This is a genomic window from Rhodococcoides fascians A25f (assembly GCF_000760935.2).
Classification (GTDB): domain Bacteria; phylum Actinomycetota; class Actinomycetes; order Mycobacteriales; family Mycobacteriaceae; genus Rhodococcoides.
This window is the reverse complement of sequence record NZ_CP049744.1, coordinates 897711-920574: the sequence shown is the minus strand read 5'-3', so window position 1 is coordinate 920574 and position 22864 is coordinate 897711. Positions and strand designations below refer to the sequence as shown.

Here is a 22864-nt window from a genome sequence, read left to right as displayed (position 1 = left end):
TCAGTTCCGTTTCGGATCGAGTGCGTCACGGAGTGCGTCGCCGAGCATGATGAACGCGAGCACCGTGACGGAGAGGAACGCGGCCGGGAACAGCACCAGGTACGGTGCCGTCAGGAACACGTTCTGACCGAGGTTGATCTGTAGGCCCCACGAGATCTCGGGAGCCTGCAGTCCGATTCCGAGGAACGTCAGTGTCGCCTCGGCCGCAATGAACGTACCCACCGAGATGGTGGCGTAGATGATCACCGGCGCAAGGGCATTGGGCAGAATGTGCCGCACCAGAATCCGGTACGTGGATGCGCCCAATGCCTGAGCAGCCTGGACGTACTCGCTGTTCTTGATCGCGATGACACTCGATCGGACCAGTCGCATCGCCGTCATCCAGCCGAACACGATCAGCGCGAGCGAGACGGTGAAGATCGTGCGCTGTGCGGTCACCGTCAACAGAATGAGAGCACCGAGCAGCAGCGGGATTCCGAAGAACACATCGGTGAACCGAGCCAGGATGCTGTCGATGAAACCGCCGAAATAGCCTGCGAGAGCACCGATCAGCACACCGATGATGAGCACTCCGATGACCGACAGCACGCCGATCGACAGCGAGATCCGCGCACCGTAGATGACGTTGGCGTAGTAGTCGCACCCCTGAATGTCGGTGCCGAACCAGTGTTCGGCGCTGGGGGTCTGGCGCGAGTTGGACAGCGAGCACACCCGTGGGTCGATGCCCCGCGCGAACAGTTGCGGGAACACCGCCATCACCAGGAGCACAGCGAGCAGGAACGACCCGATGATGAAGAAGGGGCTCTTGCGCAAGAACTTCCACGCGTTGCCCCACAGGCTGGCCTGGCCGACCAGATCCACGGCCTCGCCGGTGATGACGTTGCCCGGCTGGCCCTCGTCCGCGGCGTGGTGAGCTGCGTTCGTATCTTCCTTATTCATAGCGAATCCTTGGATCGAGAACCGCGTAGAGAACGTCCACCACGAGGTTGAAGAAGATGTAGAAGAACACGAAGAGCGTCACGATGCCGACGACGACGGCACCTTCCTGACGCGCCAGTGCGTCGTAGATAGCGCGGCCGAGACCCGGCAGGTTGAACACCGTTTCCGTCACGATCGCACCGCCCAGCAGACCGCCGACGTCGGCACCGATGAAGGTGACGACGGGAATCAGCGAATTGCGCAGCGCATGGCGAACGATGATGCGGCGGTTGCTGATTCCCTTGGATTTTGCGGTGCGGATGTAATCCGCCGCCATCGACTCCGCCACGGACGTACGAGTCAATCGGGCGACGTAGGCCATCGACAGCGACGCGAGCACCAGGCCGGGGAGCAGGTAGCTCGACCACCCGTTGTTGATACCGGAGATCGGGAAGACACCCAGTTTCACCCCCAGCGTGAACTGCGCGATGAAGCCGAGCACGAAGACCGGGACGGAGACCAGCAACGTCGTCGAAATGAGCACGAGGTTGTCGAAGAACGACCCCTTCTTCAGGGCCGACAGGACACCGGCTGCAATGCCCATGACCGTCTCGAAGACCACGGCGACGATCGTCAGCTTGATGGTGACGGGCAGGGCCCGCTCGATGGTGTCGAGCACGGGGCGGCCGGAAAAGTCGGTGCCGAAGTTGCCCTGGAAGAATCCGGCGATGTACTTGAAGTACTGGACGAACAGGTTGTCGTCGAGGTTGTACTCGTCTCGCAGCTGCGCGACGACGGCAGGGGCGAGCGGGCGATCTCCGGCAAGGGCGCGGATGGGATCACCGGGCAATGCGTACACCATGGCGAAGATGAGAAAAGAGGAGCCGATCAGGACGGGAATCGTCAACAGCAATCGGCGGGATATGTAGCGACCCACTGTGGTTTCTCCTTGGATGCGGCGATCCTGCGAATCGGGTCTCGCTTACGCAGGTCTTCGGCGGGCGCGGCGCCCACCGCCGAAACGAACCGATGGGTGGCAACGGAGTCACATCCGTTGCCACCCACCGGTGTCCGTTATTAGCTGACTACGACGTCCTCGAGGACGATGTCGCCGGTGTTGTCGATCTTGACGTCGGAGACGCGATCGGACCACACTGCCTGATTCAGGCCGTAGAACAGCGGGGTAGCGGGCATCTGCTGGAACAGAATGTCCTCTGCCTTCTGGTAGTCCGCCGTCGCAGCTTCGATGTCCTCGGCGTTGTTGCCCTCTGCCAATGCGGCATCGAATGCCGGGTCACTGAAGAAGGTGGCGTTGCTACCGGCCGGCGGCAGTGCCGCGGACGAGTACAGCGGGGACAGGAAGTTGTAGATCGACGGGTAGTCCATGATCCAGCTCGAGCGGAACGGGCCGGTCATACCCTTGGCGTCCTGCAGCGGCAGGTACTGAGCGAACTGCAGATCGCCGCGCAGTGCGTAGTCGACGCCCAGGTTCTCGCGAATCTGGTTGCCCACGGCCGTCATCCACGAGTCGTGGCCTGCACCGGCGTTGAACCACAGGTCGACCGGCTGGCTGCGGTCGAAGCCGGCCTCGTCGAGCAGGCGGTTGGCCTCGTCGGCGTTGAGCTCACAGGTGGCACCACACGCGTCTGCGCGGTAGCCCTCGACCACGGGAGAGGCGAAGGAGTCTGCGGGGGTGCGGGTGTCGGTGAAGATCGCCGTCGCGATGGCCTGGCGATCGATGGCCATCGAGAATGCCTTGCGCACGTTCGGGTTCTGGAACCGCGGGTCGTACGTCGGGAAGCCGAGCGAGGTGATATCGGGACGAGCGCGATCGGCGTAACGATCACCGAACTGATCTCGCGCAGTGGCCCAAGCATCCTCGGGCAGATCGAGCATGATGTCGAGTCCACCGCCCTGGATATCGTTGTAGCCGGTGTTCAGCTCCGTGTAGACCTTGAAGTTGACGCCTGCGGACTTGGCCGCGTTGTCGCCTGCGTAGTCGTCGTACTTGGTGACGGTGAAGCCCTGTCCGGGGACGAAGTCCGAGTCGGCCTTGAACGGGCCGTTACCGATCGGGCGGGCACCGAATGCCGTCGGGTCGGCGTAGAACGCCTCCGGCAGCGGATCGAACGCGGTGTAGCCGAGCGTCAACGGGAAGATAGCGAACGGTCCGTTGAGCTTGACGGTGAAGGTCGTGTCGTCGACGACGTTCAATCCGCTCAGTTCGGTGGCGGCGGGCGCGGCGGTGTCGCTGCCCTGCAGATCTGCGTAGCCTTCGATGTTCTCGAAGAAGTAGGAAGCACCGAAAGCGTTGGTGCTCAACGCATTGTAGCTCCACGCCTTGGTGAAGGACTCCGAGGTGACGGGAGTGCCGTCGTGGAAGGTCCAGCCGTCCTTGAGCTTGACGGTCCAGGTGACGTTGTCCTCGGACTCGACGGACTCGGCGACGCCGTTGTACTCGACACTGTTGTCTTCGTCGTTGAACGTGACCAGCGGAGTGAAGAGTGCCTTGAGGACCTGGCTGCCCTCGCTCTCGGTGGTGTTGCCGGGAACCAGCGGATTCTCGGGCTCGCCGATGTAGATGCTGTAGATCCCGTCGGCGCTGCCGCCGGAGCTCGAGCCACCACCGCCACAGGCGGCGAGCAGGCTCGCACTCATCAGCACAGCCGTGGTGACTACCGCGGCACGTTTGATACGCAAGGAAATCCTCCATCCAGATGTGAACACGGGGTCATCCGTGCTCAGTTCCTCGGGCGCGACGCCCGGGGGTTTCGTGGGCGACCGCATGGCACGGCATGTGAGCCGTTCCAACGATCTGATGGGATGGACTTTAGACACATCCTGAAACGAACATGTGAACTCCCCCAGATTTTGCTGACCCGCGAGTAAGTCGGAAACATGATCGAAACGTTTGAGCAAGTCGATTTCTCACAGTGCGGACTCCAGCCTTGCCGAGCCGACTCCCCGAGCGCCCTGATGACCGCCCATCGTGCAGAAACTACCGATCACCGCAGATCAGGGGGTTGCAGGCGATTGCAACGGTGCGATCGCCATCACATGTGACTACCCTCACTAGGGGCTCGAGACCGGCTGTTGAGTGCCGTTTCATGGGCGAAAAGCATCGGACGAAAGAGAGCTATTCGAGATGACGACCAGTACCTCCGGAACCGACGAGACCGCGGTTGCTTCCTACGCACCCTCGGCCGAGTTCACGGCTCAGGCGAACGCTCAGGCGGATCTCTACGCCGCCGCGGAGAAGGATCGACTCGGGTTCTGGGCCGAGCAGGCCCGCCGACTCCACTGGCACACCCCGTTCACCGAGGTGCTCGACTGGTCCGACGCCCCAGTCGCCAAGTGGTTCGCCGACGGCGAGCTCAACGTCGCCTACAACTGCGTCGACCGCCACGTCCTCGACGGCCACGGCGACCAGGTCGCCATCCACTGGGAAGGCGAACCCGGCGACAGCCGCGACGTCACCTACACCGACCTGCTCGCCGAGGTCAGCCAAGCCGCCAACACCCTGACCGAACTCGGTCTCGTCTCCGGCGACCGAGTCGCGATCTACATGCCCATGATTCCCGAGGCCATCGTCTCGATGCTCGCCTGCGCACGCCTCGGCCTGACGCACTCGGTCGTCTTCGCCGGCTTCTCGGCCACCGCGCTGCGCTCACGCATCGACGACGCCGAAGCCAAACTCGTCATCACCACCGACGGACAATGGCGACGCGGCAAACCCGCCCCCATCAAGGACACCGTCGACGAAGCAGTCGACGGGGCAGCATCGATCGAACACGTGCTCGTGGTCAAGCGCACCGACTCCGACGTCGCCTGGACCGACGGACGCGACCTGTGGTGGCACGACACCGTTGCCAAGGCGTCGACAGAGCACGAGGCACAGCCGTTCCCGGCAGAGCATCCACTGTTCATCCTCTACACCTCCGGCACGACGGGTAAGCCCAAGGGCATCATCCACACCTCCGGCGGCTACCTCACGCAGACCTCGTACACCCACCACAACGTCTTCGACCACAAGGCCGGCAAGGACGTCTACTGGTGCACCGCCGACATCGGCTGGGTCACCGGACACTCCTACATCGTCTACGGGCCGCTCTCGAACCGCGCCACCCAGGTCGTCTACGAGGGAACCCCCAATTCGCCCGACGAGCACCGGCATTGGAACGTCATCGAGAAGTACAAGGTCTCGATCTACTACACCTCCCCCACCCTCGTACGCACGTTCATGAAGTGGGGCAAGGAAATTCCCGAAGCCCACGACCTGAGCTCGATCCGCCTGCTCGGCTCCGTCGGCGAACCCATCAACCCCGAGGCGTGGCGCTGGTTCCGCGACGTCGTCGGCGGCGGCACCGCCCCGATCGTCGACACCTGGTGGCAGACCGAGACCGGCGCGATCATGATCTCGCCACTGCCCGGCGTCACCGCCACCAAACCCGGCTCGGCGATGACCCCACTACCGGGCATCTCGGCCAAGATCGTCGACGACGACGCCAAGCCACTGGGCAACGGCGGCAACGGCTACCTCGTCCTCGACGAGCCGTGGCCGGCGATGCTGCGCGGCATCTGGGGCGACATGGACCGCTACAAGGACACCTACTGGTCCCGCTACGCCGAAGAAGGCTGGTACTTCGCCGGCGACGGCGCCAAGTACGACGACGACGGCGCCCTGTGGGTCCTCGGCCGCGTCGACGACGTCATGAACGTCTCCGGCCACCGCATCTCCACCTCCGAGGTGGAGTCGGCACTGGTCACCCACCACAGTGTCGCCGAAGCCGCCGTCGTCGGAGCCGCCGACGACACCACCGGACAGGGCATCGTCGCGTTCGTCATCCTGCGGGCCGGCGAGGAGAACACCGGCGATGCGTTGATCGCCGAACTCAAAGCGCAGGTCTCCAAGGAGATCTCACCGATCGCCCGGCCGCGCGAGATCTCCATCGTCCCCGAGCTGCCGAAGACCCGCTCCGGCAAGATCATGCGCCGCCTCCTCCGCGACGTGGCCGAAGGCCGCGAACTCGGTGACGTCTCCACCCTCGTCGACCCGAAGGTATTCGAGGCAATCAAAAAGGGCCGCTGAGCGCTTCGCGCATGTGCGCGGAAACTCGTAGTGGGCTACGAGGTTCCGTGCACATGCGGCGCAGCCGCTCAAGCACTCAGATCGAACACCGTGTAGTCGCCGACGGTCCTCGGCGTGAAGGTCGCGGCCACCCAGTCACCGATCGCAGACGACCTGGTCTTGCCCGTTCCCGCGATGAAGTAATGGATCTTTCCCGCGGCCACGTCGGCCTCGAATTGGTCGAGTGTGGGCGACGGGTCGGTTCCGGAGAATCCGCCCACCGGCATCACCGGGTCGTCGGTTGCGAGCTGTAGAACCGCGGCGGCATTGGATCCGATCGTCGCCGCCGCCCAGGTGTACTTCTGCGGATCGGCCTCGAGGAGTGCGGTCAGCTCCGCGTCGGGAGCCGATGGAGAGCCGAATTGCGTTGACCGCTCGGCATCTTCACCTCCTCGACCACTTCGATTCGCGGCCTGGTCGGACGCAACCGCGGGCCCGGCCGACGGGCCACCTCCCGTGTGCGGAGTGACCACGGTATCGGCGACGTATGCGACGGGGCCGGCAAGAGCGACCGCAATTGCCATCGCCCCCAGTGCAATCGACATCGGTCGGGACCGACGGAACACCAGGGCCACTGCGACGAAGACCCCGACTCCCAGCACCACCCATCGCAGCCACGGCAGAAATTCGGGAGTGCGGGCGAGAAAGACGAACGCGGTAGCCGTCGTGATCGCCGAAGCCAGCACCAGAACTGCACGCCACCAGGATTTTTCGCGCCTCACCCACAGCTCGCGGACAGCCGCTCCGACGATGGCGGCGATCGCCGGAGCGACGACGATCGTGTAGTAGGGGTGGAAGGTGCCCGACATGAAGCTGAACACCACCGAGCACCCGACGAGCCACAGCCCCCACATCACGAACCAGGCGCGCTGAAAGTCCCGCCGAGGAGCTTTGCCGCGCAACACGATTCCCGCGACCACGAGCACCAGTGCGGCCGGAATCAGCCACGAGATCTGACCACCCTGAGCGGCCGCGAACATCCGGGTGATGCCCGTCTGCGGTCCGTGCCCGCCCGGCCCGAAACCGCCTGCCTGCGCTGCATCGCCGGCGGACGATCCGGCGGTGCCCGCGTGTTCGCTACCGGTCAACCTACCCAAGCCGTTGTAGCCGAAGGTCAGATCCAGAATGCTGTCGGTCTTCGATCCACCGACCCACGGCCGGTCCGCTGCAGGCACCAGTTGCACGATCGCCACCCACCATCCCGCGGAGACGAGCACGGCGGCACCGGCGGCCAGCAACTGCAGAAGTCGGGTTCCCAGCTTGGGCGGACCGAACGTGGCGTACGCCACGGCAAGAGCCGGAACGACGAGGAACGCCTGCAGCTGTTTGGTCAGGAATCCGAGACCCATGACAGCGCCGGTCAGCACCAGCCAGCGAGTGCGTCCGTCTTCGAGAGCTCGCAGCATCGCCCACGCTGCCCCCAACAGGGTGAGGGTGAGCAAGGCGTCGGGATTGTCGTAGCGGAACATCAGCGCGAAGGTCGGCGTGGTGGCCAACACCGCGCCTGCAATCAGCGCTGCCCCGTATCCGAATCGACGGGCGACGATCGCGTACATGATTCCCACGCTCAGCACGGCCATCAGCACCTGCGGCAACAACAGTGACCACGAGTTGAGGCCGAAGATTCGTACCGAGAGCTCCATGATCCACAGCGACGCCGGTGGTTTGTCCACCGTGATGGAGTTCGCGGCATCGGACGAACCGAACAGGAACGCCTTCCAACTGATCGAGCCGGCCTGAACGGCCGCCGCATAGAAGGAATTACCCCAGTGCTCGCGGTTCAGATCGAGGGCGTAGGCCCCTGCTGTTCCGACGAGAAGGGCGGCAAGAGTGGGCATCGCCCAACGCGGTCGACTCACGTCGAGTCCAGAATCGGCGCTCACAGATTGGATGGTCACAGTCGATCACTGTCGACCTCGATCCTGAGGATGTGCGGTCAACTTCCTGAAAATCGACCGTCAATGTGGAGCGGAGCGCGCTTTGCCCGAATTGTCTGCCCCGCAACGTGATCGAGCAACGGGTCATCATTGCCTCGGTGGTTCACCCCGGAAACGGTCGTGCAACTGTGGGTCCGCGGCCCACCACAGTCCCCCAGCAGAAGCGGGAGGATCCTCGCCGGCCACCACCGTCGACTCGGCCTCGCCAGGTCGAGTCGGATGTTTTTGTGCCTCATCGAGTTCCGCATCGATGAGGTCCGACGCAGCCTTCTCGTCGAGACGGAATGCTCGCAACAGTGCCAGCAGAAACGGCATACCGAGGATGTCCCCGAGGATCCAGAACACTCCGGCCCCGATTATCTGATCGGTCACCGGTGCAGGCCCCCACGTCCTCAGTGATCCCAGATAGTCCACCGCAGGCAGGAGCGGACCGAGCCACAGCACGATTCCGAGTACGCCATCGCCGAGCATCTCGGCGATGGTGATCAGCATTGAAATCAACTGCGAGTACCGACGCGGCACCGGATCCGCCTGCAACCGAGCGTAGAAGTACAGAAATCCAACGGTCACGAACACGAGAGCAGTGCCGAAATCCGCTGCCGCATCGATAAGTACGACGTGCAACCACGGGGTCAGAAAGAACAACCAGGGTGTACCGATCATCAGCACCGATGTCGTCGCGGGGTGCACCGATATGCGAACGAATCCATGGGTGAGGAGCCGGTCGATCCTGTTCCGGCCGCCCGTTCCTGAGCCTTCGCGCAGTGCCGTGAGAGGGCGGCCCATCGCCAAGCCGAAGGGAACGACCATCAACAGCAGCACCACCTGCAGGCACCGCGCCCAGAACAGTTCATCGGCAAGGACACCGACCGCAGAGCACGTCGCGACAACGAAGGTACCGACCCCGAGCAGGAGGAACCCGGCCCGGCGTGCCGCACCTATGTGCGTCCCGCTGTGCGCCGATCGGCGCACAGCTCGCACATACGTAAAGGTGAGTACAGCAGCGACCACGATCGCGGCAGGATCGAATCGCCAGTCGACTATCAGGGAGGTCCACGTGGGAGGCACCGGAACCAGTGTGCACCCGATCCGCGTTGCACGAACGAATCAAGTCCGTTGCGCCCCAGTATGTCCGATTGTTTCGGACATACTGGGCGACGGCCGGTGAATCCAACTACACGCTGTCGAGCGACTGGTCTCGTGTTTCCTTCATGATGATCAGCGAGATCAGTGTCAGTGCTGCGGCGATGGCGAGGTACACGCCAACCCAGCCGACGCCGTAGGTGCTCACCAGCCAGGTGGCGATGAACGGTGCCACTGCGGCACCGAGGATCGACGCGGTGTTGTACGAGATTCCCGAGCCGGTGTAGCGCACGTTGGTCGGAAACAGCTCGGGCAGAACGGCACTCATGGGTCCGAACGTCAGGCCCATCAGTCCGAGGCCGACGCACATGAACACCAGCATCTTGCCTGCCGACGCGGACGACGGGTCGGCGAACCAATGGAACGACAGACCGAACAGCACGATCGCCGCGGTGATGACGATGAGCGTCGGACGTCGGCCGTACTTGTCGGCGAGCAGCCCGGCGACCGGGATCAGGGCCGCGAAGAACAGCACCGCGATGAGCTGGAGCTCCAGGAAGTCCGTGTACGGGATGGCCAGCTTGGGACCGTTGACGTCGGCCACCTTGCCCGTTCCGTAGCTGACCACCCACGTGGTCATGATGTAGAAGAGCGTGTAGGTGGCGAGCATGACGAAGGTACCGATGATCAGCTGACGCCAGCTGGTCTTGAACACCTGAGCCAACGGGGTCTTGACCTTCTGGCCGCGCTCGACGGCCAGCTTGAACACCGGCGTCTCCTCGAGCTTGAGTCGGACGTACAGGCCGATGATCACCATGATCGCGCTGAGCAGGAACGGGATACGCCAGCCCCACGTGAGGAACGCGTGGTCGGTGCCGGAGTTCGCGGAGTCGTAGCCGGTCGCGATGACGATGAGCAAGAAGATGCCGTTGGCGAAGAAGAAGCCGATCGGCGCACCCAACTGCGGGTACATCGCGGCCCAGGCTCGCTTGCCCGGCTTGGCGGTTTCGGTGGCCAGCAACGCCGCACCACTCCACTCACCGCCGAGGCCGACGCCCTGGGTGAAGCGCATGATCGCCAGCAGAGCCGGTGCCCACAGACCCACCGCGGCGTACGTCGGCAGCAGTCCGATCGCGAACGTCGCGACACCCATCGTCAGCAGGGACCCGACGAGGGTCGCCTTGCGTCCGATGCGATCGCCGAAGTGGCCGAACAGAATCGAGCCGATGGGTCGCGCCACGAACGCCAAACCGAACGTCGCGAACGATGCGAGCAGCGCGGTCGTGTCGTTGCCCGCAGGGAAGAACAGGCGGGGGAAGACGAGCACGGCGGCGGTGGCATAGATGTAGAAGTCGAAGAACTCGATCGACGTGCCGACCATCGAGGCGATCACGATGCGCGACCGAGGCACCTGAGGTGCGGGAATTGCGCCGTCGTCCGTGACGGCGTGTGGTGAACTCACGAATTGCTCCTGAAGAGGGAAGTTCCCTGGAAATTACCTGATGAACACCTGAGAATTTCACGCCCCCGGTCTGTTCGTTGCCGATTGGTGCAACATTTCCGTGTTTGTCTCGACGGGCGGGGAGGTAACCATCGGCGGGCCGAGCATCGCTCGGCTGCCGCGTAGCGGTTAACCTGCTACCTAGGCACTACTGTCGATACGATCTTCCGCAACACCGAGCAGAGCGATTACAAGGGGTCGAGAGTTGAGCGTCAGCAATGACAAGGGATACGGAAACGGCGTCCCGAATACGATTTCGTCGATACCTCTGACCGATGTCGATGCCCGCACCCCTGGTAGCGCCAGCATCGGAAATCTCGTCAAGGACGCCACCACCCAGGTCTCGACGCTCGTGCGCGCCGAAGTCGCTCTCGCCAAGGCCGAGGTCACCGGCGAGGTCAAGAAGGGTCTGCAGGGCAGCGTCTTCTTCATCATCGCGCTGACGGTGCTGCTGTTCAGCTCGTTCTTCTTCTTCTTCTTCGCTGCCGAACTGCTCGACGTGTGGCTCTACCGCTGGGCGGCCTTCCTCATAGTGTTCGCCGTCATGGTGTTGGCCGCGGCGCTGTTCGGTTTCCTGGGCTATCGCAGAGTCAAGAAGCTGCGCAAGCCCGAGAAGACCATCGACTCGCTCAAGCAGGCGTCGACGGTACTGCCGAACCAGCACGATTCCATCCCCGGAATTCCCGGCTACAAGAAGTAGTCGACGCCCGGCGAGTCGAGCAGTATGAATCAACCCGATCCGTCCACGGTCCGCTATCCGGGACAGTGGATCCATCGCGATATCCACGCCAACGGAATCCGGTTCCACATCGTCGAAGTCGGCGAACACGAACCGAACGCGCCGCTGGTGGTCCTACTGCACGGCTTCGCCGATTTCTGGTACTCGTGGCGACACCAACTCGACGCACTCGCTCGGTCCGGTGTGCGCGCCGTCGCCGTCGACCTGCGTGGGTACGGCGACTCCGACAAGCCCCCACGCGGATACGACGGGTGGACCCTCGCCGGCGACATCGTCGGCCTGATTCGCGCCCTCGGCTACCCGAACGCCACGTTCGTCGGCCACGCCGACGGCGGACTGGTCTGCTGGGCCAGCTCGGCTCTGCATCCACGTCTGGTGCGCTCGATGGTGCTCATCAACGCCCCACACCCCATCTCCCTGCGCCGCGCCGTGCTGAAGGATTCTGCACAACGCGCGGCTCTGCTGCCGCACTTCGTTCGCTACCAGGTTCCTCTGCGGCCCGAGAGGCTGCTGACGCGTCGAGGCGGCGGCGCGGTGGAAGAACTGATGCGTAGTCGAGCCGGGTCCGCATGGAAGAGCACCGAGGATTTTGCAGACACCGCCGCCAAGATGAGCTCTGCCATCCGCATTCCCGGTGCCGCACATTGTGCGCTCGAATATCAGCGCTGGGCGTTCCGCAGCCAGTTCCGCTCCGACGGCCGGCGCTTCATGGATGCCGTCGACGTGCGCACCTCGATTCCCGTCGCGCAGATCATCGGCGACCTCGACCCGTACGTGCTGCCCACCACCCTCGATCGGGATCGGCACTGGGCCCCGGGCCTGACGCGTCGAACAGTGCGGGACGTGGGGCACTACGTGCACCAGGAAGCACCGGACGTGGTGTCCGAGGAGATCCTGCGCATCGTGCGCGAGGGCTAGACGACCGGGCTGGACGACAGGGTCAGACGATGCAGTCGCCGGTACCCACGCTGACCGGCGCATCGAAGCTCCGCGCCAGCTCGTCCGCGATCTCCGACGCGGTCAGCACGAATCCGGTGTCGGGGTCGTCGACAGCGGCACCGAACACGACACCGAGAACCTCACCGGACGAGTTGACCAGCGGTCCACCGGAATTGCCCTGTCGCACCGATCCGCGCACCGTGTAGACCTCGCGTTGGACGGTTCCGGTGCGGTAGATGTCGGGGCCGCTGAGGTTGATGATCTCGCGGATCCTGGCCGGGCTCGCCGTGTAAGGACCGCCGCCGGGGTAGCCGAGCACGATGGCGTCGGATCCGGATTCGGCCGGCGTCGGCGCGAAGTTCAACACCGGTGCCTGCAGCTCCGAAACACGAAGCACAGCAACGTCTTCTTCGGGGTCGAACAGTACGACGTCGGCGTCGAGCGGGCCGTTGGGAGAATCGACGGTCACCTCGGACGTGCCTGCCACGACGTGCGCGTTGGTCATCACCAGGTCGGACCCGACGACGAAGCCGGAGCCCTCCAGTGCTTTCTGGCAGCTCGGCGCGATGCCGTTGATCTTGATGACGCTGGACTGCAGCGCCACCGGAATCGGACCCGCGGCGATGCCGGAATCCGGAGCCGCGACATCGGCAACCGGCGTACGACCGAACGGTCCGATGACGTCCGGCAATCCGGAGGTGTCGAGCAGCGCCGAGAATTCCTTGGGCACCTGACGCAACCAGTCGGGTGCCACCTCGTCGACCTTGCCCAGGACCGTCGAGCCGCGCACCGCACTGGCGACCTCGGGCTGCGACGACGACGTCAGCGGAATGGCGAGCAGCCACGCGGCAGCGAGAACGGCCGCGGCCTGCAACCCGGCCCCGATCGTGCTGTCGACGGATCTGGCTGCGCGCGAATGTATTCCGCTGCGCAACGCGCGACCCAGAACCATGCCGGCCACCTCGCCGACGATCACCAACACCACGATCAACGCGATACCGACGAAGACCCGCATTCGCGAACCGTCGACGTGCTCGAGCACGTGCGGTGCCACCAGAATTCCGGCAACGGCACCGAGCACGACGCCGAGAAACGCCAGCGCCGACGCCACCGCACCCTGCCGCCATCCCGATGTTGCCGCCAACAGTGCGATGGCGACCACCGCGATATCGACCCACCCTGAACCCGTCACCGATCGAGCCTCGCTCCTACCGCAGTCAAGCTGGCCTCCAGATCGCGTATGTCCCCCGTGTCCCACTCGGACTCCCAGCCCGACACAGCGAGCAGGCCCGCCAGAATACCGCCCGTGAATCCCCACACCAGCATTCCCTGTACCGAGAAGGCCGGGCCCTGGTAGCCGGCGGGATGGCGCACCTGGAAGCGGTTGTCCGGATCGAGCAACTCTCGCAACGGAACTCGCACCACCCGCTCGGTTTCGCCCGCGTCGACCACCCGAACCGGACTCGGGGCCTGCCAGTACGAGAGCACCGGAACCACATCGAAGCGCGACGGTGGCACGTAGATCCCGGGCATCGTCGCCAGCGGGACGACGCCGGCGGGGTCGAGCCCGGTTTCCTCCTGCGCCTCCCGCAGCGCCGTACCGACGGGACCGTCGTCGCCGGGATCGGTGGCACCACCGGGGAAGGCGATCTGTCCGCTGTGATCACGCAGTGTCGACGCGCGCTGGGTCAGCAGTACGTCGGCGTCGGCGGGGAGCCCACCGGGAGCGGTCGGATCAGCGGCGGCCGGCCCGCCGAACAGCACCAACACCGCCGCGGAACGGGTTCGGTCCTCCGGCTTCGCGTGCCGCTGCAGCACCGGGTTGATGCCGGTGGTGTCGGTCAGTCCGTTCGCGCTGCCGGCGACGTCGAGCATGCGCCCGAGCCACTCGGGTGCGCTCACGACGCAACTCCGAGGTTCTCGCGCACGGCGTCGGCGATGTCGTCGACGCTCGAGAAGGGTTGAGGTAGCACCTTGGCGACAGTGCCATCCGCAGATATCAAAACGGATACGGGCAGAACATTCGGTGCTCCCACCGCGGCCGCCACGCGGCCGCCACCGTCCTGAACTCCGGGCAGAGTGACCCCGTAATCGGTGAGCCGCGTGAGGCCGTTCGCCTCGTTGGCGTCGTTGTGGACGGTGAGGACGGTGATGGCATCACCCGCCCGCTCCGCGTATTGCTGCAGGTAAGGCAGTTCCTCCGCGCAGGGGGCACACCAGTAGGCCCAGATGTTCAGCAACGCGGGGCGGCCGGCCAGGGCTTGGCCCAGGTCGACGTACGAGCCGTCGCCGATGCATTCGAGTGTGATGCCCGTCAACGGACCCGTTGCATCGCCCGACGGCGTCGGACATGCGGCAAGACCGGCGTTCTGTCGCAACGGTGCGAGAGCTTCGGGTGTGTCGGCGGCCCGGCGCTCGGCCGTCGACGGTCCTGCCTGACCGAGGCCGGGACCGTCCGAGCGCTGCGCGCCGGGAGATTCACTGCGTGGCCACAGTGCGTAGACCATCCCGACGACGAGAATGAGCGCAACCAGAGACCAGCGAAGAGCGGCCTTGTTCACGACACGATTCCGGCAAGAGCGAGAAGGTGTTCGGTCTCGGGACCCCGCACCAGGGCTGCAGCGGCGGCTGGATCGGTCGGACCGAGGCCGAACGACGGGCAGTCCTTGGCGAGGACGCACACTCCGCACGCCGGAGTACGGGAGTGGCAGACGCGTCGACCGTGGAAGATGACGCGATGCGAGAGCAGAGTCCACTCTTTGCGCTCTATCAGTGCACCGACCGCGTGCTCGACCTTGACCGAGTCCTCTTCCTCCGTCCACTGCCAGCGCCGCACCAGCCGGCCGAAGTGGGTGTCGACCGTGATGCCGGGTACGTCGAACGCGTTGCCGAGAACGACGTTGGCCGTCTTGCGGCCGATACCCGGAAGGGTGACGAGGTCTTTCAGAGTCGCCGGCACGTCGCCGTCGAAGTTCTCCAGCAGCTTCTGTCCCAGCCCGATCAACGAGTTGGCCTTGTTCCGATAGAACCCCGTGGTGCGGATGAACTCCTCGAGTTCGGTCCGGTCTGCCTCGGCGTAGTCGCGGGCTGTGCGGTATCTCACGAACAGTGCCGGGGTGACCATGTTGACGCGTTTGTCGGTGCACTGCGCGGACAGGATGGTCGCCACGGCCAGTTCGAGGGGCGTGGTGAAGTCGAGTTCGCAGTACACGTGCGGAAAGGCGACCCCGAGCGTCCGATTCATTCGCCGAGCTCGACGCACGAGCCCGAGGTGCGTCTCCTCGCGTTTGCGCACGTCGGGGCGTTTCGGGGCTGTCGAATCCACTCCACAACTGTACGGACAAGAATGCGTAACGAACTACGCGACCGCACCGAGCTGTGTTTGTATCGAGACCTTTTCGGTGTTAACTGGCCGGTATGCAAGGACTCGCCGTGGTGCTCTTTCCGGTACTACTCATGCTCTTCGCACTCGCGATGGAGCGCGTCGAGTTCCGGCTCAGCAAGCTCGGCGTCCGGGAGCACGAAGTAGAGGAATTTCTCGATCAAGCGAGCAAGTCCGAGGTCGCCACACTGGCCAACGAAGGCTTCCCGCACGCGCTGGCTCGTTTCAACACCCGCAAGCGTCGGCAGACCCCACCGCGGACCATCGACACGCGCGACGGCATGGTCGACCAACGCGCCAGCTGAGCAACCATTTTGTCCGATAGGCCGCGATTTCGATGAATTTTCGGTGAACGGGAACACACACTCAATAGCTCTGGCAACCTGTGGTGGCGTCGATCACTCGGTTTCGACCGAGTCGAAGTAGACTCCCCTGAGGTAATTGTTGTGTTTGAACATTGCACCGGCTTCGACGCCTGAACTGCCCACGCAGTTCGGTGGGTGGCACGACTGTGTACAAACGCCTTCGGTGGTGCGGGTTTGCCGCATCGTCGACATCCCTAAAGGAGCGCAAGTGGACGACGTCCTGGCACGGGCCGGCATCTTCCAAGGAGTCGAACCCTCTGCGGTAGCGGCCCTGACGAAGCAGCTGCAGCCTGTCGATTTCCCCCGCGGACACGTCGTGTTCAACGAGGGTGAGCCCGGAGACCGGCTCTACATCATCGTTTCCGGCAAGATCAAGCTCGGACGACGCTCTCCCGACGGCCGCGAGAACCTGCTGACGATCATGGGACCGTCGGACATGTTCGGCGAGCTCTCCATCTTCGATCCCGGCCCGCGTACGTCCTCGGCCACTACGGTCACCGAGGTGCGCGCGGTCAGCATGGACCGCGCCGCGCTCAAGGACTGGATCGACCAGCGCCCCGAGATCGCCGAGCAGTTGCTGCGCGTGCTGGCTCGCCGGTTGCGTCGCACCAACAACAACCTGGCCGACCTCATCTTCACCGACGTCCCCGGACGTGTCGCGAAGGCACTGCTGCAGCTCGCGCAGCGCTTCGGCACACAGGAAGCGGGATCGCTTCGCGTGACCCACGACCTGACGCAGGAAGAGATCGCTCAGCTCGTCGGTGCCTCTCGCGAGACCGTCAACAAGGCACTCGCCGACTTCGCACACCGCGGATGGTTGCGCCTCGAGGGCAAGTCCGTGCTGATCTCGGACTCCGAGCGTCTGGCTCGCCGAGCTCGCTAGCTAGCTCCTTTCTCGAAGGTAGGCCAGCTGCGTCTTGACCGACATCCGCGCAGCCGGCCATAGCTTCTTGTCCACGTCCGAATAGACGTGGCGTACCACCTGCATCGGTTTCGCGTTCTCGCCGATCTCGACGAGCGCAGCACGAACCTGGTCCAAACGCTGCTGACGGTGGGCGCGATACGCTCGCGCCACCTCGGCGGTGTCCGGTAGTTCGGGTCCGTGCCCGGGCAGCACCGTCTTTCCGGCACCTGCTGCTTCCAGTCGGTCCAACGACTCGAGGTAGTCCGCGAGGGAGCCGTCCTTCGGGTCGAGCACCGTGGTGCCGCGGCCGAGAATCGTGTCTCCCGTCAGAATTGCGTCGTCGAGCACGAAGCTCACCGAATCCGCCGTGTGCCCGGGTGTGTGCAGTACTTCGATTCGCAATCCGGCCGCCTCGATGACCTCGCCGTGGGCCAACGTCGCGCCGTCCCCGTGCAGAAACGTCTCCCCCAGAGCGCGCACCGGAGCGGATGTCTTGCGGTGGAACCGCTTCACTCCGCCGGTGTGGTCGGCGTGTCGATGGGTCACGAGCGTCAGAACCACCGTGCCCGACGCGGCGACGGCGTCGAGATGGGCTCGGTCCTTCGGACCCGGATCGACGACGATGCACTCCTCGGCACCCGGTGCCCGCAGGATCCAGGTGTTCGTTCCGTCGAGAGTCATCTTGCCCGGGTTGTCGGCAAGCAGAACCGACGCGGTCGGCGTCACCTGCCGAAGAAGTCCGTACGCGGGATGCTGGGGGTTCGAGTCGGCCATTGAAACACTGTAGGACGCCCACTGTTCTCGAGGTGGAACAGGACCGGTGACGAGGACTACCGTCGACTCTCATGAAGATCGGACTCGTCGGAGCGGGCCCCTGGGCTCGCAAGACTCAAGCCCCCTCGCTGTTCGCTCATCCGGGAGTGGACTTCACCGGAGTGTGGGCACGCAGACCGGACGCCGCGGCCGAACTGGGAGCGCCGGTCTTCGACTCGTTCGACGCATTGTTGGGCGCAGTCGACGCGGTGGCGTTCGCAGTCCCGCCCGCCGTGCAGGCCGGGTACGCATTGCGCGCGGCGCAGGCAGGCAAACATGTGTTGCTGGACAAGCCGATTGCGGCAACCGTGGCCGAGGCCGAGGAACTTGCCGCGGCCGTCACGGCAGCCGGAGTGCGGTCGATGGTGACCTTGACTCTCCGATTCGCTCCGGAGACAAGACAATTCCTCGACGCGGCGGCCGGACGAACCTGGGCAGCAGGATCGGGAACCTGGTTCTCCGGGGCGATCCTCGGCGGGGCATACGCCAATTCGCAGTGGCGACACGACGACGGGGCGATACTCGACATCGGGCCACACGTGTTCGACCTTCTCGACGCTGCGCTGGGAACCATTGCACGCGTTGCCTATTCGCACCGCGAGGTGGCGTCGGACAGTTGGACGGTGGTGCTCGAACACGAGGGCGGTGCGCGCAGCACAGTGCAGTTGTCGCTGCGGACGCCGATCATGCCGTCCCTCATGCGCATCGAGCTGAGCGGTACCGACGGAGTCGAGACACTCACCGATCGCTCCACCTCGTCGACCGATTGCTTCGCCGTGTTGCTGGACGAATTCCTCGAGTCGGTCGAGTCGGGTGCCGATCACGAATGCTCGGTACACCGAGGACTGCATCTGCAGAAGGTGATTGATCGGGCGCGAGAGTGGGCACCCTGAATCCATGACCATGATGGACGTCAAGGACGCGATGTTTCACTTTGCGTCCGCTCCACATCGTTCGATGGATCAGTACACGGCGATCGTCTTCGACTCCGGAGACGCCGATCCACCGAGTTTTCACCAGGTGGCGGCGCATGTCGAACATCGCGCTCGGCTCGTTCCGAGGTTGGGGATTCGCATCTGCGAAGCACCGGGGCACTGGGAATTTCCGCGATGGATCCGTGATCCGCACCCAGTTCGCGACCATCTGGTGGATCACGACCTGTCCGATGGCCGGCACACGGTCGAGTCGTTCCTGGCAGAGCTGTCGAGCGTTCCGATCGACGCGACGGATCGGGCGTGGAAAATTCATGTCGGCCAGGGACTTTCGGAAGTCGACGGAGTCCGGGGAGCGGCCACTGTCGTCGTCGTCCAGATCAGTCATGCGATGTCCGACGGATCGGTGGGCACCCACATCGCCCGCGCCCTGTTCGGTCGTGCCGATAACCTCGAGAACACCGAGATCACGGTTCTCCCGGATCCGGTGGCCTCGCGTGCGCGCCCTCGGTACGACGCTGCGAAAGGTGCCGTGCTGCTGCCGCTCCGATGGGCGCGGTCGCAGATCCCGATGGTGCGCGCCCAGAAGAAGTACTTGGCCGCGGTGCGAGACGGGGAGCTGGTGGTACCCGCGCCGGTCGAGGCCGCGAGATTCAATGCCCATCCCGACGAGACCAGGGCCGTGCACGTGCTGCAGTTTCCGAAGTCGCAGTGGACCGGCGGGCCGCCGACCGTGACGGTCACCGCCCTCACCGCGGTCGGCTCCGCTATGGCCGAGTACTTCGCTGCCCACGGAGAACCGAACCGAGACGACCTCCGAGCGCTGGTACCCACCGCACTCTCAGCGTCGGTGCCGTGGCCTGCCGTCAATCGCACACTGCCCGCGGCCGTGACTCTGCACCCGCAGCTTGCCGATGCGACCCGACGAGCGTCGGCCGTCGGGGAAGCACTGGCACAGCAGCGCGAACACGTGACCGATCACCGCCACCTCGATGCAACTCGATCGGCCGAGGTCTATCCAGCGGCTCTGATGCTCGGCTTCGGCCGGCACGGTCGGCGCACGGCCCCACGCACCGGGACACCCGATCGAGTCACCACGCATACGGTCGTGACCAGCGTCAACCGTACGAGCCTCGACCTCGCACTGGGCTCGGCCCGAGCGCAGTCGTGTTCGGGCGTCGCCGCGCTCGGGCCCGGCTGCAGCGTCAGCCACGCCGTCTACGGGTACGGCGATCTGGTCACCGTCTGTGTGGCGGCATGCCCGACGACCGTCCCCGACCACGCCGACTACGCGAACATGCTGCGTTCGGCGATCGACGAGACCTGCGCTGCCCTCCACGGAACGGCGACTACCGCAGTTCGACGATGAGCTCCACTTCCACCGAAGCACCGAGGGGCAATTCGGCCACACCCACAGCCGAGCGGGCATGCTTGCCTGCGTCACCGAAGATCTCACCGATGACGTTCGACGCCCCGTTGATCACCCCGGGCTGACCGGTGAACCCCTGCGCGGACGCCACGAAGCCGACGGCCTTGACCACGCGTGCGATCGAGTCGATTCCGACGAGCGCATGGACCGCGGCGAGCGCGTTCAACGCACAGATTCGCGCCGCTGCGGTGGCGTCCTCCGCCGAGACGTCGGAGCCGACCTTGCCCGCGGACGTCAGATTCCCGTCCACGATGGGCAGCTGACCCGAGGTGTAGACGAGGGAACCCACCTGTACTGCCGGGACGTACGCCGCCAACGGCGGAACCACGTCCGGTAGCTCGATGCCCAGCTCGGCGAGCCGTTCGCTCCAGTCGGTCATCTGCGCTCAGGCCTTCGGACGCTTGAAGTACGCGACCAGCGTGTCGCCGCCGTTCGGTCCCGCCATGATCGTGACCAGTTCCCAGCCCTCGGAACCGTAGTTGTCGAGAATCTGCTTGGTGGCGTGAATCAGCACCGGTGCGGTGAAGTACTCCCAGATGATCTTTTCGCTCATGACTGTTGACCCTATCGTTCGGCCGAACACGAGGGGCGCGTCACTGCGAACACGGGAATGCCGGTTCCGTCGGACGACCGGCATCGAGTCTCTATATGGTCGAGACGTGGGTACATCGAACGAAGAGGGATGGCCGGCGAAGGCAGATGCCGCGCGGCTGCATTTCGTGTCCGGTAAGGGCGGCACCGGCAAGTCGACGGTCGCCGCCGCGTTGGCGCTGGCGCTCGCCGCCGGCGGCCGACGGGTACTGCTGGTGGAGGTCGAAGGACGGCAGGGCATCGCGCAGCTGTTCGACGTGCCGCAGCTGCCACCCGTGGAGACGCGCGTGGCCTCGGCTGATGGCGGCGGCGAGGTCTACGCGCTGGCCATCGACATCGAGACCGCGTTCCTCGAATACCTCGACATGTTCTACAACCTCGGTTTCGCCGGCCGCGCGATGCGCAAGATCGGTGCCATCGAGTTCGCGACGACCATCGCACCAGGTCTGCGCGATGTCCTCCTGACCGGAAAGGTCAAGGAATGTGTGGTGCGGACCGACAAGAAGGGAAACCGCGCCTACGACGAGGTCGTTGTCGACTCGCCGCCGACCGGTCGGATCGGGAACTTCCTCGACGTCACCAAGGCCATGGCCGATCTGGCCAAGGGCGGCCCGGTGCGTTCGCAGAGCGAGGGCGTGGTTCGGTTGCTGCACTCTGCGGACACCGTCGTGCATCTCGTCACACTGCTCGAAGCCCTACCGGTTCAGGAGACCGCCGACGCGGTACGTGAACTCGAGGCGGCAGATCTGCAGCTGGGCACGGTCATCGTCAACCGCACCGAACCGACGTTCCTGCCGGACGAGTCGCTCGAGGCCATCGCCGAGGGTGACATCGACGCCGCTGCCATCCAGGACGGCCTCGCCAAAACCGGAATCACTCTCTCCGAGGCCGACTTCGCGGGTCTGCTCACCGAATCGATCGAGCACGCGTCGACGCTCTCGGCTCAGGTGGAGAGCGCGACTCAACTCGACGAACTCGACGTCGCACGCATGTCGTTGCCGATGTTGGCCGACGGTGTCGATCTCGGCGGCTTGTACGAGCTCGCCGCCAAGCTGGCAGAACAGGGTGTCCGATGACTCGACCAGTAGCAACCGAACTCGACGTCGATCGCATTCTGACCGATCCCACGTCGAGGATCGTCGTGGTCTGCGGGGCAGGCGGGGTCGGTAAGACGACGACGGCCGCCGCGATGGCGTTACGTGCCGCCGAGCAGGGCAGGCGCGTGGTGGTGTTGACGATCGATCCGGCCCGCCGCCTGGCTCAGGCTCTCGGTCTCGGCGATCTCGACAACAGCCCGCAGCCGGTGAAATTGGGTGCGGGCGCCAAGGGCGAGCTGCACGCCATGATGCTGAACATGCGGCGCACGTTCGACGAGATGGTCATCGAACATTCGACGCCGGAGAAGGCGGAGCAAGTCCTGGCCAACCCGTTCTATCAGACTGTGGCGTCGTCTTTCTCGGGCACGCAGGAGTACATGGCGATGGAGAAGCTGGGGCAGTTGTCCCTGGATTCATCGTGGGATCTGATCGTGGTGGACACTCCCCCGTCGCGCAATGCACTGGATTTCCTCGATGCACCGCAGCGGCTCGGCTCGTTCCTCGACGGCCGGTTCATCCGGCTGCTCACCGCTCCCGGCCGTGGCATCACCCGCGTGGTCACCAGCGCGATGAGTTTGGCGATGCGCGGTGTCTCCACCGTCATCGGGAGCCAAATGCTTTCTGACGCATCGGCTTTCGTTCAATCGCTGGATTCGATGTTCGGCGGATTCCGCGAACGTGCGACGCGCACCTACCAGTTGCTACGCGAGGACGGCACCAGTTTCCTCGTCGTTGCTGCCGCGGAGCCCGACGCACTGCGGGAGGCGGCGTTCTTCGTCGAACGCCTCTCGGCGGAGAAGATGCCGTTGGCCGGGCTCGTGGTGAACCGGACGCACCCGACTCTGTCTTCGGTGCAAGCCGATCATGCTGCCACTGCCGCAGACCTGCTCGATCGGATCGACGACCCGGGCTCGACGCTGACCGCTGCGGTTCTCCGGATTCACGCGCAACGTGCTGTGACGGCAGCGCGTGAGGTTCGGCTGCTTCGACGCTTCACCGGTGCGCACCCCCGCGTGCCGATCGTCGGTGTTCCGTCCCTGCCCTTCGAGGTCTCCGACCTTGCCGCGCTACGTGCGGTGGCCGATCAGCTGACCCGCAAAGGTTAG

General features: G+C 64.7%; 22 protein-coding genes. 9 read left to right on the top strand and 13 right to left on the bottom strand.

Annotation, left to right across the window (positions count from 1 at the left end; translation table 11 throughout):
• The 3 genes from BH93_RS04300 to BH93_RS04290 form a co-directional block, all read right to left on the bottom strand.
• Complete coding sequence (locus BH93_RS04300) at positions 1 to 939, bottom strand: ABC transporter permease (protein ID WP_094617952.1); 939 nt, start codon at positions 937 to 939, stop codon at positions 1 to 3.
• Entirely contained in the window at positions 932 to 1855 is a 924-nt protein-coding gene (locus tag BH93_RS04295) for an ABC transporter permease (RefSeq protein WP_032380042.1), read from the bottom strand. The genes BH93_RS04300 and BH93_RS04295 overlap by 8 nt, the downstream gene beginning before the upstream one ends.
• Before the next feature lie 140 nt (positions 1856 to 1995).
• The gene (locus tag BH93_RS04290) at positions 1996 to 3618 is read right to left on the bottom strand and encodes a peptide ABC transporter substrate-binding protein (protein ID WP_032380685.1); all 1623 of its coding nucleotides are present in this window, start codon (positions 3616 to 3618) and stop codon (positions 1996 to 1998) included.
• 445 nt (positions 3619 to 4063) lie between these two features.
• On the opposite strand from BH93_RS04290, the gene acs reads away from it, so the two are divergent.
• Entirely contained in the window at positions 4064 to 6007 is a 1944-nt protein-coding gene (acs, locus tag BH93_RS04285; RefSeq protein WP_037176017.1) for an acetate--CoA ligase, read from the top strand.
• A 68-nt stretch (positions 6008 to 6075) separates the two neighbouring features.
• Here the strand turns inward: acs and BH93_RS04280 are convergent, their stop codons facing one another.
• From BH93_RS04280 to BH93_RS04270, 3 genes are all read right to left on the bottom strand, one after another.
• Complete coding sequence (locus BH93_RS04280) at positions 6076 to 7884, bottom strand: glycosyltransferase family 39 protein (protein WP_080739234.1); 1809 nt, start codon at positions 7882 to 7884, stop codon at positions 6076 to 6078.
• 186 nt (positions 7885 to 8070) lie between these two features.
• Positions 8071 to 9051, bottom strand: coding sequence for a cytochrome c oxidase assembly protein (locus BH93_RS04275; protein WP_037176015.1), 981 nt, complete (start codon positions 9049 to 9051; stop codon positions 8071 to 8073).
• Positions 9052 to 9157: 106 nt separating this feature from the next.
• A complete protein-coding gene (locus BH93_RS04270; RefSeq protein ID WP_037176013.1) occupies positions 9158 to 10528 on the bottom strand; it encodes an MFS transporter in 1371 nt (456 codons plus the stop codon).
• Between the two features lie 244 nt (positions 10529 to 10772).
• On the opposite strand from BH93_RS04270, the gene BH93_RS04265 reads away from it, so the two are divergent.
• Together BH93_RS04265 and BH93_RS04260 are read left to right on the top strand one after the other, a co-directional pair.
• The gene (locus BH93_RS04265) at positions 10773 to 11267 is read left to right on the top strand and encodes a phage holin family protein (protein ID WP_032380038.1); all 495 of its coding nucleotides are present in this window, start codon (positions 10773 to 10775) and stop codon (positions 11265 to 11267) included.
• A 24-nt stretch (positions 11268 to 11291) separates the two neighbouring features.
• Positions 11292 to 12224, top strand: a complete 933-nt coding sequence (locus BH93_RS04260) for an alpha/beta fold hydrolase (protein WP_032380037.1) — start codon at positions 11292 to 11294, stop codon at positions 12222 to 12224.
• A 22-nt stretch (positions 12225 to 12246) separates the two neighbouring features.
• On the opposite strand, the gene marP is transcribed toward BH93_RS04260, so the two are convergent.
• From marP to nth, 4 genes are read right to left on the bottom strand one after another with little or no spacing between them, the layout of a single operon-like run.
• Positions 12247 to 13437, bottom strand: coding sequence for an acid resistance serine protease MarP (marP, locus tag BH93_RS04255; protein WP_032380036.1), 1191 nt, complete (start codon positions 13435 to 13437; stop codon positions 12247 to 12249).
• Complete coding sequence (locus BH93_RS04250; protein ID WP_037176916.1) at positions 13434 to 14120, bottom strand: NUDIX hydrolase; 687 nt, start codon at positions 14118 to 14120, stop codon at positions 13434 to 13436. Before BH93_RS04250 ends, marP begins: the two co-directional genes overlap by 4 nt.
• 23 nt (positions 14121 to 14143) lie before the next feature.
• A complete protein-coding gene (locus tag BH93_RS04245; protein ID WP_052065759.1) occupies positions 14144 to 14752 on the bottom strand; it encodes a TlpA family protein disulfide reductase in 609 nt (202 codons plus the stop codon).
• Positions 14753 to 14802: 50 nt separating this feature from the next.
• Positions 14803 to 15489 (bottom strand): endonuclease III, encoded by a 687-nt coding sequence (gene nth / locus BH93_RS04240; protein WP_242459209.1) that lies wholly within the window; start codon positions 15487 to 15489, stop codon positions 14803 to 14805.
• Between the two features lie 173 nt (positions 15490 to 15662).
• Here nth and BH93_RS04235 point away from each other — a divergent pair, with 173 nt between their 5' ends.
• Positions 15663 to 15932 carry a hypothetical protein gene (locus tag BH93_RS04235; RefSeq protein WP_032380033.1) on the top strand — a complete coding sequence of 90 codons (270 nt, stop codon included), beginning with the start codon at positions 15663 to 15665 and terminating at the stop codon, positions 15930 to 15932.
• A gap of 268 nt (positions 15933 to 16200) precedes the next feature.
• Entirely contained in the window at positions 16201 to 16875 is a 675-nt protein-coding gene (locus BH93_RS04230) for a Crp/Fnr family transcriptional regulator (RefSeq protein ID WP_027494494.1), read from the top strand.
• On the opposite strand, the gene BH93_RS04225 is transcribed toward BH93_RS04230, so the two are convergent.
• Positions 16876 to 17670 (bottom strand): MBL fold metallo-hydrolase, encoded by a 795-nt coding sequence (locus BH93_RS04225; RefSeq protein WP_037176008.1) that lies wholly within the window; start codon positions 17668 to 17670, stop codon positions 16876 to 16878. It lies immediately after the preceding gene.
• A gap of 71 nt (positions 17671 to 17741) precedes the next feature.
• Here BH93_RS04225 and BH93_RS04220 point away from each other — a divergent pair, with 71 nt between their 5' ends.
• Together BH93_RS04220 and BH93_RS04215 are read left to right on the top strand one after the other, a co-directional pair.
• Complete coding sequence (locus BH93_RS04220) at positions 17742 to 18602, top strand: Gfo/Idh/MocA family protein (protein WP_037176005.1); 861 nt, start codon at positions 17742 to 17744, stop codon at positions 18600 to 18602.
• Between the two features lie 4 nt (positions 18603 to 18606).
• Entirely contained in the window at positions 18607 to 20010 is a 1404-nt protein-coding gene (locus BH93_RS04215) for a wax ester/triacylglycerol synthase domain-containing protein (protein WP_037176004.1), read from the top strand.
• Here BH93_RS04215 and BH93_RS04210 read toward each other — a convergent pair.
• Together BH93_RS04210 and BH93_RS04205 are read right to left on the bottom strand one after the other, a co-directional pair.
• The gene (locus tag BH93_RS04210; protein ID WP_037176002.1) at positions 19991 to 20449 is read right to left on the bottom strand and encodes a RidA family protein; all 459 of its coding nucleotides are present in this window, start codon (positions 20447 to 20449) and stop codon (positions 19991 to 19993) included. The genes BH93_RS04215 and BH93_RS04210 overlap by 20 nt on opposite strands.
• A 6-nt stretch (positions 20450 to 20455) precedes the next feature.
• A complete protein-coding gene (locus tag BH93_RS04205; RefSeq protein ID WP_094609297.1) occupies positions 20456 to 20623 on the bottom strand; it encodes a DUF4177 domain-containing protein in 168 nt (55 codons plus the stop codon).
• A 106-nt stretch (positions 20624 to 20729) separates the two neighbouring features.
• Between BH93_RS04205 and BH93_RS04200 the strand changes: the two genes are divergently transcribed.
• Complete coding sequence (locus BH93_RS04200; protein ID WP_037176000.1) at positions 20730 to 21737, top strand: ArsA-related P-loop ATPase; 1008 nt, start codon at positions 20730 to 20732, stop codon at positions 21735 to 21737.
• Positions 21734 to 22864 (top strand): ArsA family ATPase, encoded by a 1131-nt coding sequence (locus BH93_RS04195; RefSeq protein WP_032380027.1) that lies wholly within the window; start codon positions 21734 to 21736, stop codon positions 22862 to 22864. The genes BH93_RS04200 and BH93_RS04195 overlap by 4 nt, the downstream gene beginning before the upstream one ends.